At 72.1% G+C, this 15,281-nt stretch carries 14 protein-coding genes and 1 pseudogene; 9 read left to right on the top strand and 6 right to left on the bottom strand.

Annotation, left to right across the window (positions count from 1 at the left end; translation table 11 throughout):
- Positions 1 to 51 precede the first annotated feature (51 nt).
- The 3 genes from ADK64_RS02640 to ADK64_RS02630 form a co-directional block, all read right to left on the bottom strand.
- Positions 52 to 723, bottom strand: a complete 672-nt coding sequence (locus tag ADK64_RS02640) for a UbiX family flavin prenyltransferase (RefSeq protein ID WP_053654509.1) — start codon at positions 721 to 723, stop codon at positions 52 to 54.
- A gap of 105 nt (positions 724 to 828) precedes the next feature.
- Positions 829 to 1,731, bottom strand: coding sequence for a menaquinone biosynthesis prenyltransferase MqnP (gene mqnP / locus ADK64_RS02635; protein WP_053654508.1), 903 nt, complete (start codon positions 1,729 to 1,731; stop codon positions 829 to 831).
- Complete coding sequence (locus ADK64_RS02630; RefSeq protein ID WP_053654507.1) at positions 1,728 to 3,185, bottom strand: menaquinone biosynthesis decarboxylase; 1,458 nt, start codon at positions 3,183 to 3,185, stop codon at positions 1,728 to 1,730. Before ADK64_RS02630 ends, mqnP begins: the two co-directional genes overlap by 4 nt.
- Before the next feature lie 75 nt (positions 3,186 to 3,260).
- Here ADK64_RS02630 and ADK64_RS02625 point away from each other — a divergent pair.
- The 3 genes and pseudogenes from ADK64_RS02625 to ADK64_RS02615 form a co-directional block, all read left to right on the top strand.
- Positions 3,261 to 3,557, top strand: a pseudogene (locus ADK64_RS02625) (PLDc N-terminal domain-containing protein); the annotation flags it as partial.
- 108 nt (positions 3,558 to 3,665) lie between these two features.
- The gene (locus ADK64_RS02620) at positions 3,666 to 4,328 is read left to right on the top strand and encodes a DUF6232 family protein (protein ID WP_234384439.1); all 663 of its coding nucleotides are present in this window, start codon (positions 3,666 to 3,668) and stop codon (positions 4,326 to 4,328) included.
- Positions 4,325 to 4,675, top strand: coding sequence for a hypothetical protein (locus ADK64_RS02615; protein WP_053654505.1), 351 nt, complete (start codon positions 4,325 to 4,327; stop codon positions 4,673 to 4,675). The genes ADK64_RS02620 and ADK64_RS02615 overlap by 4 nt, the downstream gene beginning before the upstream one ends.
- Positions 4,676 to 4,684: 9 nt before the next feature.
- Here the strand turns inward: ADK64_RS02615 and ADK64_RS02610 are convergent, their stop codons facing one another.
- Positions 4,685 to 6,601: a serine/threonine-protein kinase gene (locus tag ADK64_RS02610; protein WP_234384438.1), complete on the bottom strand. Its 1,917-nt coding sequence runs from the start codon at positions 6,599 to 6,601 to the stop codon at positions 4,685 to 4,687.
- A gap of 42 nt (positions 6,602 to 6,643) precedes the next feature.
- Positions 6,644 to 7,192 carry an LppU/SCO3897 family protein gene (locus tag ADK64_RS02605; RefSeq protein ID WP_053654503.1) on the bottom strand — a complete coding sequence of 183 codons (549 nt, stop codon included), beginning with the start codon at positions 7,190 to 7,192 and terminating at the stop codon, positions 6,644 to 6,646.
- Positions 7,193 to 7,277: 85 nt separating this feature from the next.
- On the opposite strand from ADK64_RS02605, the gene ADK64_RS02600 reads away from it, so the two are divergent.
- From ADK64_RS02600 to ADK64_RS02575, 6 genes are all read left to right on the top strand, one after another.
- Complete coding sequence (locus ADK64_RS02600) at positions 7,278 to 7,880, top strand: TetR/AcrR family transcriptional regulator (protein WP_053654502.1); 603 nt, start codon at positions 7,278 to 7,280, stop codon at positions 7,878 to 7,880.
- 67 nt (positions 7,881 to 7,947) lie between these two features.
- On the top strand, positions 7,948 to 8,397 hold the full coding sequence (locus ADK64_RS02595) for a nucleoside deaminase (protein ID WP_053654501.1): 450 nt from the start codon (positions 7,948 to 7,950) through the stop codon (positions 8,395 to 8,397).
- Entirely contained in the window at positions 8,390 to 9,355 is a 966-nt protein-coding gene (locus tag ADK64_RS02590; protein ID WP_053654500.1) for an isopenicillin N synthase family dioxygenase, read from the top strand. The genes ADK64_RS02595 and ADK64_RS02590 overlap by 8 nt, the downstream gene beginning before the upstream one ends.
- Positions 9,356 to 9,483: 128 nt before the next feature.
- Positions 9,484 to 10,890, top strand: a complete 1,407-nt coding sequence (locus ADK64_RS02585) for a condensation domain-containing protein (RefSeq protein ID WP_053654499.1) — start codon at positions 9,484 to 9,486, stop codon at positions 10,888 to 10,890.
- A gap of 131 nt (positions 10,891 to 11,021) precedes the next feature.
- Positions 11,022 to 13,139 carry a hypothetical protein gene (locus tag ADK64_RS02580; protein ID WP_053654498.1) on the top strand — a complete coding sequence of 706 codons (2,118 nt, stop codon included), beginning with the start codon at positions 11,022 to 11,024 and terminating at the stop codon, positions 13,137 to 13,139.
- Complete coding sequence (locus tag ADK64_RS02575) at positions 13,139 to 14,695, top strand: hypothetical protein (protein WP_053654497.1); 1,557 nt, start codon at positions 13,139 to 13,141, stop codon at positions 14,693 to 14,695. Before ADK64_RS02580 ends, ADK64_RS02575 begins: the two co-directional genes overlap by 1 nt.
- 19 nt (positions 14,696 to 14,714) lie before the next feature.
- Here the strand turns inward: ADK64_RS02575 and ADK64_RS02570 are convergent, their stop codons facing one another.
- Positions 14,715 to 15,116 (bottom strand): hypothetical protein, encoded by a 402-nt coding sequence (locus ADK64_RS02570; protein WP_053654496.1) that lies wholly within the window; start codon positions 15,114 to 15,116, stop codon positions 14,715 to 14,717.
- Positions 15,117 to 15,281: the final 165 nt, after the last annotated feature.

Here is a 15,281-nt window from a genome sequence, read left to right as displayed (position 1 = left end):
GTTGATGAGAGGTAGTGCTGAGTAGTACCCGGTGCGACCGCGCCTGCCCGGTTAGTCGGCCGACCCGCCGCCCAGGTCGCCCTTCCAGCGCCGGTACAGGCCGTGCTCGACGCCCGCCGCGTCCAGCACCCGCCCGGCGACGAAGTCCACCAGGTCCTGAATGTGGGTGGCGCCCGCGTAGAAGGCGGGCGAGGCCGGTACGACGGTGGCGCCGGCGTCGTCCAGCGCCACGAGGTGACGCAGCGTCTGCCCGTTCAGCGGAGCCTCGCGTACGGCCACGACCAGCGTCCGGCGCTCCTTGAGCGTGACGCTCGCCGTGCGCTGGAGCAGGTCCTTGGACAGCCCGAGTGCGACACCCGCCACGCACGCCGTGGACGCGGGCACGATCAGCATGCCCTTCGCCGGGTACGACCCCGAGGACGGACCGGCGGCGAGGTCGCCCGCGCTCCAGTACCGCACCCCGCTGATGTCCGCGTCGAAGGTCCCGGGCTTGCCGTCCGCCCCCCGGCCCAGCCATTCCCGCAGGTCGTCCTGCCAGTGGGCGTCCCGGAACGAGATCCCCGTCTCGTCCAGCAGCGTCAGCCGCGAGGCCCGGCTGACCACCAGGTCCACCGCCTCCCCCGCTGCCAGCAACGCCCGCAGCACGGCCGCCGCATAGGGCGTCCCGGAAGCTCCGGACACCCCCACGATCCAAGGCTCGCGCTGCGTTTCTCCTGCGTTCACACCTTGAGCGTACCGGTGGGTCGGGAAGGACTCAGGCCGGGTCGGACGCCTTGGGGTCCGCGTCCCGGACGCGGGGGCCTCGGGCCCGTGCAGGCCCGAGGTCACTCAGACGGTCAGGCCCCGGACCAGGAGGTCCAGCAGGGCACACACGAACAGGGCAATGCCGATGAAGCCGTTGACCTGGAAGAAGGCCCGGTTGAGGCGGGACAGGTCGTGGGGGCGGACGATGCGGTGTTCGTAGAGGAAGGCGCCGGCGACGATCAGGAGGCCGAGCCAGAAGAAGGCCCCGGCGCCCGTGGCCACCCCGTACCAGACGAACAGGGCCGTCGTCAGCGTGTGGCAGACCCGCGCGCCCCGGATCGCCGCCGGGATGCCGAAGCGGGCCGGCACCGACATGACGCCGATCTCGCGGTCGGTCTCGACGTCCTGGCAGGCGTAGATCAGGTCGAAACCGCCGATCCAGATGCCCACGGCGAGGCCGAGGAGCACCGCGTCCCAGGACCAGGTACCGGAGATGGCCAGCCAGCCGCCGATCGGGCCCATGGCCTGGGCCAGGCCGAGGATCGCCTGCGGGAAGTTCGTGAAGCGCTTGCCGTAGGGGTAGACCACCATCGGGATCACCGCCACCGGGGCCAGCGCCAGGCACAGGGGGTTGAGCAGGGCCGCCGCGCCGAGGAAGACCACCAGGGCGATCAGGGCACCGGTCCAGGCGTGCCGGACCGACATCGCGCCGGTGACCAGCTCGCGGTGCGCGGTGCGCGGGTTGCGGGCGTCGATCTCGCGGTCGATGATCCGGTTGACCGCCATCGCGAACGTACGCAGGCCGACCATGCAGACCGTGACCAGCAGCAGCCGGCCCCAGTGGATGTTCTTGTCCCACTCGTACATCGCCGTGAGCGTGGCGATGTAGGCGAAGGGCAGCGCGAAGACCGAGTGCTCGATCATCACCAGCCGCAGGAAGGCCTTCGTGCGTCCCGGCTGAGGGATCGCGGCAGAGGCGGTGCTCACAGGCCGTACTCCTTCCAGCGGCGGTCCACCAGTGCCGCCGTATCCGGGTCGGACTCCACCATGTCGGGCCAGCCGCCGTCGCGCGTGTAGCCCTCCTCCGGCCACTTCTTCGTCGCGTCGATCCCCGCCTTGCCACCCCAGAACTGCTGGTAGGAGGCATGGTCGAGATGGTCGACGGGGCCTTCGACGACCGTGAGGTCGCGGGCGTAGTCGGTGTTGCCGAGGGCCCGCCAGGCGACCTCGTGCAGATCGTGGACGTCACAGTCGGAGTCCACGACCACGATCAGCTTCGTCAGGGACATCATGTGCGCCCCCCAGATCGCGTGCATCACCTTCTGCGCGTGCTTGGGGTACTTCTTGTCGATCGAGACGATCGCGCAGTTGTGGAAGCCGCCGGCCTCGGGCAGGTGGTAGTCCACGATGTCCGGGACGATGATCTTGAGGAGCGGGAGGAAGAAACGCTCCGTGGCCCGGCCGAGCGGGCCGTCCTCCGTGGGCGGCCTGCCGACGACGATCGACTGGAGCAGCGGCCGCTTCCGCATCGTCACGCAGTCGATCTTCAGCGCCGGGAACGGCTCCTGCGGGGTGTAGAAGCCGGTGTGGTCGCCGAAGGGACCCTCGGGCAGCATCTCGCCCGGCTCCAGCCAGCCCTCCAGGACGACCTCCGCGTTCGCGGGCACCTGCAGCGGGACCGTCTTGCAGTCGACCATCTCGATCCGCTTGCCCGCGATGAACCCGGCGAACAGGTACTCGTCGATGTCGCCGGGCAGCGGAGCGGTGGAGGCGTACGTCACGGCCGGGGGGCAGCCGAAGGCGATCGCGACCGGGAGGCGCTCGCCCCGGCGCGCCGCGACCTGGTAGTGGTTGCGGCTGTCCTTGTGGATCTGCCAGTGCATGCCGATGGTGCGCCGGTCGTGGCGCTGGAGCCGGTACAGGCCCAGGTTCCGGATGCCGGTCTCCGGGTCCTTGGTGTGGGTGAGCCCCAGATTGAAGAAGGAGCCGCCGTCCTGGGGCCAGGTGAACAGCGCCGGGAGCCGGTCGAGGTCGACCTCGTCGCCCTGCAGCACGACCTCCTGCACCGGCGCGCTGTCCGCCTTCACCTTCTTCGGCGGGACGTGAGCCATCGCGCCCAGCTTCCCGAAGGCCTCGCGCACACCGACGAAGCCGTGCGGCAGCTCGGGCCGCAGCAGTCCGCCGATCTTCTCGGAGATCTCGCCGTACGACTTCAGCCCGAGCGACTTGAGCAGTCGCCGGTCGGTACCGAAGACGTTCATCGCGAGGGGCATCGCCGAGCCCTTCACGTTCTCGAAGAGCAGTGCGGGACCCCCCGCCTTCTGCACCCGGTCGACGATCTCCCCGACTTCCAGATGGGGGTCGACCTCGGCCTTGATGCGCTTGAGGTCTCCCTCGCGCTCCAGCGCCCGCAGCAGGGAGCGAAGATCGTCGTAAGCCATGCGTACCAGTATCGGCCACCCGCTACTCTGGCCCGGTCACCGGGGCCGTCTCACTTCGTCGGGGGATCGCACGCCATGCTCAGGTATCTGCCGTTTCTGCTGGTCCTGGCGTTGTGGATCTACGCCTTCGTGGACTGCCTGAACACCCCGGAGGAAGAGGTACGGCATCTGCCGAAGGTGGTGTGGGTGATCATCATCCTGCTCTTCGGCGAGGTGCTGGTCGGGCCGGTCGCCTGGCTGATCACCGGACGGGGGCGGCGGGCGGCGGCCGGCGGGCCCACGCCCTCCGAACGGCACCGCACCGCCGCGCCGAACTGGGTCGCTCCCGACGACAACCCCGAGTTCCTCAAGTCGCTCGGGAAAAAGGACGACCCCAAGAGCGAGTGACCGCCGCGAAACGACTTGCCTTCCCCCAACTGACCTGTGGTTAATGGCTGTTACGAGCTGCACCTGATCGTTTGACCTCTGGGGGACAGAGACATGCACCCGGCCCAGGAGCCACCGGCCGCGCCCGCCACCGCACCACCCGCGCCGCCGAGCGCCCCGCCCGCCTCCCCGCCGTTCATGCCCGACGTGCCCGCGCCGCCCCGGCGTCCGGCCGCCATCGGGGTGGAGCTGCGGGTCAGCAAGCGGATCCTGTGGATCGGCGCGGCGGTGTACCCGCTGCACAACATCGCCCGCGTCTACAGCTTCCTCCTGCGCCCCAAGCGCAAGGAGGCCGTGCTGCGGTTCCTGCGCTACACCGCCGGAACGCTGATCACCGGGTTCATAGCGATGCTGCCGGGGCTGCCCTCGCTCGCGGCCGGCGGCGGGGACTCCGGCGCGGCCGGCTATGTCACGTTCGTCTGGATCGCGGCCCTCGCCGTCGAGATCTACCTCGTCGTCGACCTGTTCTCGGTGCTGCTGGCCGCCGACCACCACGTCCTCGCGGTCGAGACCTCGGGCGCGTCCACCGCGCTGGTGACCAGCCAGGACCCGAGGTATCTGGACCAGGTCGTCGGTCAGATCTCCTACGCCATCGATCATCCGGACACCGAGTTCAAGGTGACGGTGGAGAGCCTTCACTTCTCGCCGAAGAACTACTACTTCGGCGACAACGTCAACATGTACGGCGGCAGCGGAAACGTGGGGATCGGCGCATGAGCGGCAACTACTACTACGGCGACAACGTGAACATGTACGGCGGCCAGGGCAACCAGGGCATCGTGAAGAACCACGGGGTCCCCGGTGCCGGGCAGCAGGACCCCGCCCTGGTCGCGGCCCTCGCCGAACTGCACAGCCTCATCGCCGCGTTGCGCGCCCAGGTCCCGGCCCCCAGCGCCCAGCTGCTGGACGAGTCCCTGCCCGCCGTCAGCCCCGACGCCGCCGTGCCCGCGCAGGAGCGGCATCGTGCGCTGATGGCGATCGCCGGGATCGCGAGCACCGTCGGGGCGGTCGGGCAGCCGGTCGCCGAGGCGGTGCGCGCGATCATCGGGATGATCAGCGGGTAGCCGAGCCCCTCACGTCCTCGCCCAGCTCTGCGAGGACGCCCCGGACTGGCAGGTCGCCTCGCCCACACCACCGCCGAAGGCGAGGTCGAGGCAGCCGCCGTCGAGGACCGTGTGCAGGGAGTCGCCGGAGCCCGTCTTCCAGTGGAGGTTGCCGCCGTCCAGGCTGCAGTCGCCGACGAAGACCGCCTGGTTGTTGCCGTTGGCGCTCAGGCAGCTGCCGGTCGAGACGTTGACGACCTTGACGCTGCCGCCGGCCGCACTGCGGAAGGTCCAGCGGGCGGACGGGTCCGAGCAGGAGCCGAGGCCGGAGGAGCCGTAGACCTGGATCAGGCACTTGCCGTTCTCGCCGTTCTTCAGGTGGAAGGTGCCGGACCCGGACCCCGAACCGGACCCTGACCCGGACCCTGACCCGGCGCTCCCGCCCGACGAGCCGCCCGAGCCGCCCGAGCCCCCGGCCCCTCCGGAACTGTTGGATCCACCGCCGGAGCCGCTCGAACCTCCCGAGCCGCCGGCCCCGGATCCCGAGCCGGAGTCACCGCCGCCGCCCCCTCCGTCGGAGCCGTCCGTCCCCTTCTGATCCGTCTGGTCCGGCTGCCCCTTCTCCGCGTTGCCCCCGCCACCCTTGGCACCCTTGTCGTCCTTGCCGCCCTTGTCGTCCTTCTTCTTCCCGCCCGTCGGGGAGGCGGAGGACGAGTCCCTCGTGTCCGGTCCCGGCGACCCGGAGGGGCCCGCCGACGCGGAGACCGAGGTGCCCGGGGTGCCGGCGGCGCCGTCGCGGTGGGTGTCGGTGGTGTAGGGGGCCAGCTGGAAGGCCAGGGTCGCCACCCCGGCGCCGACGACGATCGGTACGACGGCCAGCACCACGCGCTTGCGCCTCCGCTCCCGCTCCGGCCGCTCCGGCCGCGCATCGGGCCGGGGCCTTACGACGACCTCGGGCTCGGGCTCGGGCTCGGCCTCCTCCTCGGCTCCCGCGCCCCCGTCCTCGACTTCGGTCGCCCGCTCCCCCGCCTCCGGCACCTGTGCCGCGAACTGCGCCCGGACGGTGAGGCGTCCGGTGACGGACTCCGGCCAGAGCGGGGTGCCGGTCGGGGCGTGGGCGGCCGTCAGGTCGAGCAGTTCGGCGGCGGTGGGCCGGCCCTCGGGGTCCTTGTCCAGGCAGGACGCGACGACGGAGGCCAACTCCGGGTCCAGGGCGCGCAGTTCGCCCAGGTCGGGCTGCTCGTGCACGATCCGGTACAGCACCGCGTGCCCGGACTCGTCGCCGAACGGCGGACGCCCGCACCCCGCGTACGCCACCACGGACCCGAGCGCGAAGACGTCGACGGCACCGGTCAGCCGCCTTGCCCCGGAGGCCTGTTCGGGTGACATGTAGGCGGGAGTGCCCACGACCATGCCGGTCCGGGTCAGCTGGCTCTGCTCGGCGGCGCGGGCGACCCCGAAGTCGATGAGGGTGACGCCGTCGAGGGTCAGCATGACGTTGGACGGCTTGATGTCCCGGTGGACCATGTCCAGCGCGTGCACCGCCGCGAGTCCCTCCGCCGCCCTGCGCAGCAGCAGCCACAGCGACTCGGCCGGCAGCGCCCCGCCGTGCGCCTCGACGGCCTCGCGCAGCGTCAGCCCGGGCACGTACGCGGTCGCGAACCAAGGCGGCCGGGCGTCGCGGTCCCCGGCGAGCAGCGGTGTGGTCGCTCCGGCGGGCAGCCGGGAGAGGTTGTCCAGCTCGTGTCCGAAGCGGCGGACGAAGTCCTTGTCCTCGCCGACGACCGAGGGCAGGACCTGCTTGACGGCGGCGTACCGCCCCTGGTGCACACCGAGGTAGACGCGCCCCATGCCGCCGGACCCGAGACGTCCGACCAGCGGGATCGGACCGATCCGCCGTGGATCGTCGCCCTCCAGCGGCTCCACGCCGCAGTGTTCCCCGTTCAACTCTTTCCCCCTGTGGATCAGTTGGCTTCCGGAAACCTACCGTCAGCGCGCGTACGACCCGAGACCAACCAGGCAGTAGACGTACGAGTTGATCGTCGCGCCGTTGATGGTGTAGCGGGACGAGAAGGCGTACTGGGTACGGGGGTTGCTGCTGCACCGGCTCATGTCCGTGGTCAGCGGGATGGTCTCGATGACCTGGTAGTGCGCGTCGGACGCGGAGCACGAGACCTCGTCCACGCCACTGACGGACTGGGCGGTGGTGGAGTCCGGCAGGCTGCCGTTGAGGCAGGTGCCGGAGGTGTACGGGCTCGCCTCGGGGGTGGGGGTGGGGGTGGGGCTGGCGTACGGGTTGCTGCTCACGTACGGATCACTCGTGTACGGGTCACTGGCGGTCGGCTCGCTGGTGTACGGGTCGTACGTCCCCGAGTAGGACGCCGAGGGCTCGGCGCCGTCGGCCGAACCGTCGCCGCTCCCGCCGTGGTTGACCGCGAAGAGGACGATCAGCACGAGGGCGACGACTCCGAGCACGCCGAGGCAGGCCACACCCTGCTTCTTCGGCTCGGACGGCTGGGGCGACTGGGGTGACGACATGGGCGGCTCCCGGATGTGAGGATGTGCACCAGGGTGGTGCGACAGACCACTGTTCTAAAATACCTTTCTAGAAAAGCATTCCAGTATGAGCCGGAAACAACAACGCGGTGAAGCGACCGTAGAGACCGTTCTGGACGCTGCCCTGCGCGTGTACGCGGAGGCGGGCGACCAGGGGCTGACGGTGGGGGCCGTCACGAAGGCGAGCGGGGTCAGCCCGGGCAGCCTCTACCACCACTTCGGCAGCATCGACGGGCTGATGAACGCGCTGGTGGCGCGCTGGCTGGAACGGCTGCTGGGCGAACTGGTCGGGGCCCTGGAAGGCACGCGTACGGCGCACACGGGCATCCGGGCCCTGGTCGGCGCCTATCTGGGCTTCGTGCAGGAGCACCGCGAGGCCGCCGCGCTCCTGCACTCCTCCTACGCCGACCGCCAGGGCATGGCCGACGGCCGGCGGCTGCGGGACGCGCAGGAGGCCCGGCTGTCACCGCTGGCCCAGTGGGCACAGCGCTACGTCGACGCCGGCGAGCTGGCTCCGCTTCCGGCGCCGCTGCTCGAGGCGCTGATCCTGGGCCCGGTGATCGCCGTCGCCCGCCGCCGGCTGTCCGGCATAGAGGACGCGAACCTGGACGAGGCCGCGGTGGTCCTGCCGGACCGGATCTGGTTGTCGGTCAGCGCGGCGAAGAACTGAGGGACGGGACGCAGCAGGATCCGGCGCGCCGACCACGCGGTCCTCTCGGCTGCCGGACAATGACCGTATGGACCGGGAACAGGCCCGCGCCTGGCTCGCCACCGCCGTGGCCGAGGCCCGTGCCGGGCTGGCCGAGGGCGGCATTCCGATCGGCGCCGCGCTCTACGGCCCCGACGGCACCCTGCTCGGCCGTGGCCGCAACCGGCGCGTCCAGGACGACGACCCCTCCATGCACGCGGAGACCGCCGCGTTCCGGGCGGCGGGGCGGCAGCGGTCGTACCGGGGCACCACCATGGTCACGACCCTCTCCCCCTGCTGGTACTGCTCCGGTCTGGTCCGTCAGTTCGGCATCTCCCGGGTGGTGATCGGCGAGGCGACCACCTTCCACGGCGGCCACGACTGGCTCGCCGGGCACGGTGTGGAGATCCTGGTGCTCCAGGACCCGGAGTGCGTCGCGCTGATGCGCGCCTTCGTCAAGGACGACCCGGAACTGTGGAACGAGGACATCGGTGACTGACGCGCGTGTTCCCACCATCGACCTGGCCCCCTGGCTGAGCGGCGACGAGGAGAGCCGCGCCGCCCTCGCCCGTACCGTCGACCAGGCCTTGCAGACCGCCGGGTTCCTGCTGGTCACCGGGCACTGCGTGGACCCCCGGTTGCCCGCCGGGATCCGGGCGGCCGCGCGGGAGTTCTTCCTGCTGCCCGCCGAGGTCAAACGGGCCTACGAGGCGAAGGTCGGCGCTCGCGGCTGGCTCGGACCCGGTGCCGAGGCCAACGGGTACGCGGAAGGGACCGAGACACCGCCCGATCTGAAGGAGTCGCTGACCTTCGCCGCGGACGAGGCCTTCGCCGACCCGGTCGTCCGCGCCGAGTGGTCCGCGCCCCACGTGTGGCCGGCGGAGGTTCCCGGGCTCCGGCCGCTGTGCGAGGAGTACCTCGCGAGGATGGCCGGCCTGGAGAAGGAACTGCTGTCCCTGCTGGGCTACGCCCTCGGGCTCGAACCCGACTTCTTCACCCGGCACATGGACCATCCGACGTACGGCTTCAACATCAACTGGTACCCGGGGACGGACGTAGTCGGGCAGCCGGAGCCGGGGCAGTTCCGGATCGGGCCGCACACCGACTTCGGGACCGTGACCATCCTCGACCGGCAGGCCGGCAAGGGCGGGCTCCAGGTGTACACGGAGGCGGGCGGCTGGGAGGACGCGCCCCACGACCCCACCGCGCTCACGATCAACGTCGGCGATCTGCTGGCCCGTTGGACCGGTGACCGGTGGCGGTCCGGGCGGCACCGGGTGCTGCCACCGCCCGCCGACGCGCCGGCCGAGGAGCTGATGTCGCTCGTGTACTTCGGTGAGTGCACCCCGGGCACCCTGGTGGAGTCCGTGCCCGCGCCGGTCGGGCGCGTGGCGTATCCGCCGGTCGACTCGCATGTGTACCTGCGCGAGAAGCTGGACTCGATCACCGTCGGTTAATCAACCCCGCGTTCGCCGGGCCACCCGATCGTTTGAAATGAACCGGGCGGGCATGTCCCGGTCGCGTCCCACGGCATTGCCTTGGCGGGGGCCCGCATCCAGGGCCCCTTTTCTGTGATGGGAGACGCGTGCGAATCACTGACATCCAGCGCTGCGAGGCCCGGCCGGGACGGCTCGTCGAGTGGACGCTGAGCCCGGCGACCGTCGCGGCGGCGACGGCGCTCCCGGAGGACTCCAGGCCCCCCGCCTACATCCAGGAGTCCCACATCCGCACCGCCAAGTGCGTCCGGGAGGGCGGGTTGTTCGTGCCGACCTGGCTCGGCACCACCTTCGACCTGCCGGGTCCGGTGGACCTCGACGTGCTCCAGGAGGCGCTGCGTGCCTGGACGGTACGGCACGAGACGCTGCGCAGCGGCTTCCGCTGGGCGGGTGACGAACTGCGCCGGTTCACCCTCGACGCGGCCGACGTGACCCTGCACCGGGAGGAGGCGGGCGACTTCCCCGACGCCGAGGAACTGGTCCGGCACCTCCAGGACCGTTTCGACACGGTCGCGGACGCGCTGCGCTGGCCCAACCTGATCTACACGGCGGTCGTCCGGGCCGACGGAGTCAGCGTGTACATGGCCTTCGACCACAGCAACGTCGACGCCTACTCCCTGCAGCGGATCCCCGCCGAGGTGCAGGAGCTGTACACGGCGGGCCTGACCGGTGCCGAGCCCGACCGCGGTGAATCGGTGGCCAGTTACGTCGACTTCTGCCAGATCGAGCGGGCGGACGCGGACGGCATCGACGCCCGGCACGCGGTCGTCGACCGCTGGCGCGCCTTCATCCGGCGCTGCGACGGCACGCTGCCGAGCTTCCCGCTGGACCTCGGCGTGGAGCCGGGCGGCCCGCTGCCGCGCCAGCGGATGCTGAGCGAGCCGCTGGCGGAGGCGGCCGAGGCGGCGGCGTTCGAGGCGTACTGCCGGCCCTACGGCGGCAGCCAGGTCGGCCTGCTGGCCGCGACCGCGCTGATCGTGCGCGAGCTGGGCGGCCAGTCGGTGTACCGGACGGTGGTGCCTTTCCACACGCGGGTGAGGTCCCGGTGGAGCGACTCGGTCGGCTGGTACGTCGGGGGCGCCCCGATCGAGGTCGCGGTGGGCCGTACGACGGCCCTGCGGGACGCCATGCGGACCGTGCGGGACGAGCTGCGCGCCAACCGTCCGCTGACCCGGATGCCGCTGGCCCGGGTGCTCAGCCTGCTCGGCGCGGACTTCCGGCCGACCTCGCCGGACCTGTACTCGATCGTCTCGTACTGCGACACCCGGTCCATGCCGGGTGCCGAACGCTGGGCCGAGCAGCGGGCACACGGGCTGATCCGGGTGTCGTACGGCGACCAGGTGTGCGTGTGGGTGAACCGGCTGCCCGAAGGGCTCTGGCTGGCCAGCCGGTATCCGGACACGGAGGTGGCGGCGAAGAACCTGCGGCTGTACGTCGAGCGGCTGCGCGACCACATCGCCTTCGTCGCCCGGGGCAGCCTGACGGCGGTGTCGTGAATGGTGGTGTCGTGAGCAGCGGTGTCGTGATCCGGAACTGACATCACCGGATTTCGTAACCCAACGGACACCACTGACCCTGGCCCGAAGCAACTCCCCCTTCTTACACTGCTGTTGAGGGGGGCGATCGGGTGGGCAGACGGTTGCACGGGCGCGGGGCGCTGTTCGACGCCGATCCGGCCGGTCTCGCGCCGCGGCTCATCGGCCTGCGCCCCCATCACCACCGCGCCGCCACGCTGGAGCACCCGGACGAGCCGCCCTTCGTGGTGCTCACCGGTGCCCGGGGGCTCGGCAAGAGCGCGGTCCTCGCCGAGCTGCGGGACGCCTACCAGGGGCACACGCCGGTCGCGCTGGCCGACTGCGCGGAGGAGCAGTTCGCCCGGCCGCCCGCCGACCGGCCCGCCGCGTCCTGGTCGCCGCTCGCCCAGGCCGTGCTGGTGATCGCCGAACAGCTCGCGGAGCCGGTGACCGGCGCCGGGCGGATCACCTTCCCGCGGCTGATGTCGGGCCTGGTCGCGGTGGCCGCCGGCGGCTGGGGCGACGCCGACTCGGAGCGGATCCGCCGGGAGGTCGAGCGGATCCTGCTGCTGAACGAGAGCGGCTCGTGGATCAGCGGGTTCGCCGGGCGCTGGGCCGGGAAGGTGGCGGCCAAGGTGGTCGCCGCGGCCACCGGCACCGGCCCGCTGGTGTCGGGCGCCATCGAGGCGACCCTGGAGTCGATCGCCGAGGGCTTCTCCAGCCGGCGGCACCAGAAGGCGTCCGTGTGGTACCGGACGTACCCGAACGCGGGCGGGCACGCGCAACGCGGGCTGATCCTGCTCTCCCGGCACTTCCGCGAGGACGGGCCCGCGCGCGAGCACGCCGAGCGCCATCTGGTGCGGGCGCTGCTGGCCGACCTGACGGAGGCCTACAGCGGCGTGCTGCCGCGGATGCAGCGCCTCGGCCGCCCTGTGGTGCTGCTGGACAACGCGCAGACGGCGCCCGGCCCGGGGCTCGTGGCCGCCGTGCTGCGCGACCGGGCCGAGGGCGTCGCCGACCAGGTGGCGTTCGTCGCGGCCCGGCGCGGCGAGGGCCGCGACGAACTGCGCAGCGCGGCTCGGCGGGAGCTCGCGGAGGTGGCCCGGCGCACCGACTGGACGCCGGACGCGGCACCCTCCTCGCGGGCGCTGCTGGTCGCGCTGACACCGCTGAGCCCGGACGACACCCTGCACATCGTCGGCTCGGTCTGCGGGGACCTGCCGGTGCCGCCCCATCTGCCGCACGCCGTGCACCGGTTGACCGGCGGCAACCCGCTGGGCATCGTGCTGCTCGCCGAGTCGGCCGCGCAGAACCTGCCCGGGGCGTCCTCACTGGGCGAGCTGCTCACCGCGCCGGTGCGGCCCGCCGAGGACCTGCCCGGCACACCCGCCTACGAGGCGCTGCTGGACCGGCTGGTGCCGCCCGAGCACTTCGCCGAGCTGACCGTGCTGGCCGCCGCCCACGACCACGGCTCGGCCTGTGCGGTGGCGTCCGCGCTGCTGCCGGACACCTTCGGACCGGCGAGCGTACGGGAGTTGCGGACGCTGCTGGCGGCCGAGGGGCTGCCGGACGTGCCGGGCCGGTTCGTCGGGGACCGGTTCGTACGGACCCTGCTGCTGCTCCGGCTGCATCTGCTGGACGGGGACGAGGCGGCCCACGCCTCGTGGCGTACCGCGCACGAGACGCTGGCCGCCCACTACACCGCGCCCGAGGACGCCCGCTTCCGGCTGCATCACGAACTCGCCCTGGGTGTCACGGAGTCCGCCGTCGCCCATCTGCGGGACACCTTCCCCACGGCCGACACCCGCGACTGGCTGCACACGCTGCGCTTCGCCGCGTCCGCGCCCTACTTCCACGCGCACGACGCCGAGGGCCGCGACTTCACCGGCCGCGGCGACCGGAGGACCGCGGTGGCGCTCGGCCGCACGGACGCCGCACACGCCGTACCGGAGGGCGCGGACGCCGTGCTGCACTTACGGATACGGCGGTTGCTGCACGCGGTGTGGCAGCTGGCGGACCCGCTGGTGCTGCCCGACCCGCAGGTGTGCGACCGGCTCCGCTTCGAGCTGGAGCAGCTGTCCAATCTGCGGCCGGCGGCGGGCGCACTGCTGTGGCGGGCCTCCCGGGACTGGCCGGCGGCGGCGCTCGCCGGGCGCCCCATGACCGGACCCGAGGACGACGGCGACGGGGACGGCGACGGCGGTCCGGACGACCACAGCGGGGAGGCGTGATGGCGCGCAGGGGTGTCGGGACGTGGTTGCGCGAAGGCGTGTGGGAGATCCCGCTGCGCCGGTATCTCGCCCTGCTGCTGGCGGCGGCCCTGGTGACCGGCGCGGTCTTCGCGGTCCGCGTCCTCACCCACGACGACCGCTCCTGCGCGCCCGGGGTGTCCCGGCCGGCGGGCAGCGACGAGTGCGTGGGCGTGGCGACGGGGCCGGCGGCCTACGACTTCGGGCAGAGCCGGCTGAGCGACGCCGTGCAGGCGATCGCCCGGGAGAACTCCCAGCTCAAGCCGGGAAGTTATGTCACGGTCGCGCTGATGCTGCCGTACACCTCCACCTCCCCGACGAGCCTGAACGACATCCAGCACCAGCTGCAGGGCGCCTATCTGGCGCAGTACCAGGCCAACCACGACTCCAACGGGCAGTCGCCGCAGATCCGGCTGGTGCTCGCCAACCCGGGGGCCACGGGCGGGTACTGGCGGCAGACGGTGGACCGGCTGGAGCGGATGACGACGAGCGCCGACCGGCTGCGCGCGGTGGCGGGCATCGGGCAGAGCACCGAGCCCAACAAGGCGGCCGTCGCGGAGCTGACCCGGCTGCACATCCCGGTGATCGGCTCCTCCATCACCGCCGACGACCTCGCCAACGGCCAGGACGGCAAGGACCCCTACCCCGGGCTCGCCCGGGTGGCGCCGACCAACACCGACGAGGCCCGCGCGCTCACCTCGTTCGCCAAGGTGACCGCGGGCAGGGCGCTGCTGGTGTACGACAAGCCCGGCGACCCGTACACGCGCACGCTGCAGCAGTCGTTCGCGGCGCTGATCAAGGGCTCGCCGTACGAGCCGCAGCCGTTCACCCCGCCGGCCGACCGCAGCCAGGAGGGGACGACCGCGAACACCTTCCGGCAGATCACGAACCTGGTGTGCGACACCTCGCGGGAGACCGACACGATCCTGTTCGCGGGCCGGCACGTGCAGCTCAGGCAGTTCATCAACGCGTTGGGCGGACGCGGCTGCCAGGACCGGAAGTTCACCGTGCTCACCGGTGACGAGGCCTCCTATCTGACCTACGAGAAGGCCCTGAACCGCGACGCCCTGCGGCACAACCTCTCGGTGCGCTTCACCTCCCTCGCCCACCCGGACGAATGGACGAAGGACCCGCAGCCGACGGGCGGCTCGGCGGCGGACTTCGCCACCCTCCAGGCCCTGCTGACGTCCGCCGAGCGGGCGCCGGTGGGCCCGATCGGCTCGGTCGCCCTGGACGACGGGCAGCTGATCATCGGCTACGACGCCCTGCGGCTGGCCGTGCACGGCATCCGCGAGGCGGTGCCGGACGGCAAGACCATCCCCGAACTCGCCGACGTCGGCCTCCAGTGGCCGCAGGTCAAGGGCTCGTCGCTGCGGGTGAACGGGGCGAGCGGCTGGATCTGCCTGGACGCCCACGGCAACCCGTACGACAAGGCCGTACCGATCGTCGAGCTGACCCCGGAGGGCGGCTCGCGCTTCGTACGGATCGCCTGGCCGGAGGGGAAGCCGCCGGCGAAGGAGTGCCTGCCCCCGGCCTAGGAGGGCCGGGGCCGCCGGTCTAGGCGGAGCCGAGTCGTTCGACAAGTCGTTCGAATCGAATCCGCCAGTCGGCCTCGGACTCGCCCTCGCCCCGGTACTCCCGGGTGAAGCGCAGCACGCTCGCCGTGTCCCCGTCCCGCTCCAGATGGAACCGGATCCGGCCGCCGCCCTCGAAGGTGTACTCGGCGACCCGGTCCACGTCCCAGGCCGTGACCCGCCCGGAGCCCAGCTCCCCCAGGCCGACCGCGCCGTCGAGCCGGGGCTGGAGCACATCGACGGCGGCGCACCACCCCGCGAGCCCCTCGGCGGTGGCCACCGCCGGCCAGACGTCCCCCATGGGTCGCGGGAGCCGCACCAGGAAGTGGAGTATGTGCGCGTTCCCCCGGGTCCGGCCGGCGCCCTGCGCGATGGAACCGCTCATGACACCAGCCTGCGCCCCGGCCCGGGGAAACGCACCCGGTCACGGCCGCCGCCCGGCCCGGTCCACGATCACCCGGTGCAGGGTCTTCCGGTCGGCGCGCAGCCGCCAGGCGTGGCTGTGGACGGAGCGCGCGCAGGTGCCGAAGAGAGCGCCGAAGGCGTCGGC

It is taken from the genome of Streptomyces sp. MMG1121, from assembly GCF_001280015.1.
GTDB lineage: Bacteria > Actinomycetota > Actinomycetes > Streptomycetales > Streptomycetaceae > Streptomyces.
Note: the sequence above shows the minus strand (reverse complement) of the source record. Positions and strands in the feature narration are given on the sequence as shown.